Source organism: Curtobacterium sp. B8, from assembly GCF_000333315.1.
Taxonomy (GTDB): domain Bacteria; phylum Actinomycetota; class Actinomycetes; order Actinomycetales; family Microbacteriaceae; genus Curtobacterium; species Curtobacterium luteum.
Genome location: NZ_BACW01000652.1, coordinates 1 through 1,973, shown reverse-complemented (window position 1 = coordinate 1,973; position 1,973 = coordinate 1). Strand labels below are relative to the sequence as shown.

The window sequence follows — 1,973 nt, the reverse complement described above, 5'->3', positions numbered from 1 at the left end:
ACAGCTCGGCACCCCAAGTCATGCAGCTCGACTACCTGCGCGAGTACTACCCGCAGTCGGAGTACGTCGACTGGGTCGGCATGAGCGGGTACTACCGGACCGCGTCCGAGGACCCGACGTTCGACACCACCTTCGGCAAGACGCTCGCGCAACTCCGCGAGATCGCCCCCGACAAGAAGATCCTCCTGTCCGAGGTGGGCGCGACCGAGACCGGCACGTCGGTCACGAACGGTCAGAAGGCGAAGTGGATCACCTCGCTCTTCGACGGCCTCGCAGACCCGGCGAACGACGACGTCATCGGCTTCTCGTACTTCAGCGAGACCGCCACCACGATTGTCGACGGCACGCGCACCACCAACGACTGGCGACTCAACTCCCGCGCCGACAGCCTCCAGGCATTCGTGGACGGCATCGCGCGCACTGACACCGACTACGACCTGCAGGAGGTCAAGCAATGACCGCTCAGAAGAAGACCCCGGCCCCGTCCTCCCCGTCCTCCTCGGACGTGCGTCCCGCTCCCGTCATCTCCGTCATCGGCACCGGCTACCTCGGCGCGACGCACGCGGCCGCCATGGCCGAGATGGGCTTCGAGACGATCGGCGTGGACGTCGACCCCGCGAAGCTCGCCGCCCTGACCGCCGGCGAGGTCCCGTTCTTCGAGCCCGGCCTGCCCGAGCTCATCACGAAGCACGTGGCGAGCGGCAAGCTCCGCTTCACGGCGTCGCTCCCCGAGGCCGTCGCCGCCGCGGACGTGCACTTCGTCTGCGTCGGCACCCCGCAGAAGGCCGGGTCGCACGCCGCGAACCTGTCCTACGTCGAGGCCGCCACGCGCGGCGTCGCCGAGCACCTCACGCACCCCGGCCTCATCGTCGGGAAGTCGACCGTCCCGGTGGGCACCGCAGCCCGGCTCCGTGAGCTCGTCCGCGAGTTCACCCCCGCCGGCATCGACGCGGAGCTCATCTGGAACCCCGAGTTCCTCCGCGAGGGCAAGGCCGTCGAGGACACCCTGCACCCGGACCGCCTCGTCTGGGGCGGTGCCTCGCCCGAGGCCGACGCGGTCATCCGCGAGGTCTACGCCGCACCGATCGCCGAGGGCTGCCCGGTCATCACCACGGACCTCGCCACGGCGGAGCTCGTCAAGGTGAGCGCGAACGCGTTCCTCGCGACGAAGATCTCCTTCATCAACGCCATCTCGGAGATGTGCGCGATCACCGGTGCCGACGTGTCGACCCTGGCGGACGCACTCGGGCACGACGCCCGGATCGGCCGGAAGTTCCTCAACGCCGGCCTCGGCTTCGGGGGCGGCTGCCTGCCGAAGGACATCCGTGCGCTCATGCACCGCGCGAACGAGCTCGGCGCCGGACGTGTCGTCGGCCTCATGCAGCAGGTCGACGAGATCAACATGGGGCAGCGCGAGCGCGTCATCGACATGGCGATCGAGGCCGTCGGCGGCTCCGTGCTGAACCGTCGCATCGCCGTGATCGGTGCCGCCTTCAAGCCGCTCACCGACGACGTCCGGGACTCGCCGGCGCTCAACGTCGCCGCCGCACTGCACCTCCGCGGCGCCCAGGTCTCGCTGTGGGACCCGGAGGCGAACGAGACCGCCCGCCGCTCGTTCCCGACCCTCACCTACGCAGCCACGAAGGAGGCCGCGATCGAGGGCGCCGACGTGGTGCTGGTCCTGACCGAGTGGGACGACATCATCCAGGCGTCGCCCGTGGCACTCGGGGACGTCGTCGGGCGTCGCGTCGTGATCGACGCGCGCAACTGCCTCCCGGTCGAGGACTGGGTCACGGCTGGGTGGACCGTCCGTTCCCTGGGACGGCCCACTCCGGTCACGGGTGCACCCGTGAGCGTCGCCGCGGGGGCGAACGACGTGCTGGCGACGGCACGGTAGGTTCCCACCTCCGGCACGAGCGGGGTCCGTGCCGGGGGCGGCGCGGGCCCCGTTCCGTCGTCCCGTCCTGCGCACG

Annotated in this window: 1 protein-coding gene and 1 pseudogene; both read left to right on the top strand. The window is 70.6% G+C overall.

Annotation, left to right across the window (positions count from 1 at the left end; genetic code table 11):
• Positions 1-458 (top strand): annotated as a pseudogene (locus I59_RS23060) (hypothetical protein); the annotation flags it as partial.
• Positions 455-1,897 carry a UDP-glucose/GDP-mannose dehydrogenase family protein gene (locus I59_RS17365; RefSeq protein ID WP_022904951.1) on the top strand — a complete coding sequence of 481 codons (1,443 nt, stop codon included), beginning with the start codon at positions 455-457 and terminating at the stop codon, positions 1,895-1,897. The pseudogene I59_RS23060 and the gene I59_RS17365, both read left to right, overlap by 4 nt.
• Positions 1,898-1,973: the final 76 nt, after the last annotated feature.

Bases quoted from the DNA above. Each gene is read 5' to 3' on its own strand.
- I59_RS17365 (WP_022904951.1), top strand. From the start codon at position 455: ATGACCGCTCAGAAGAAGACCCCGGCCCCGTCCTCCCCGTCCTCCTCG.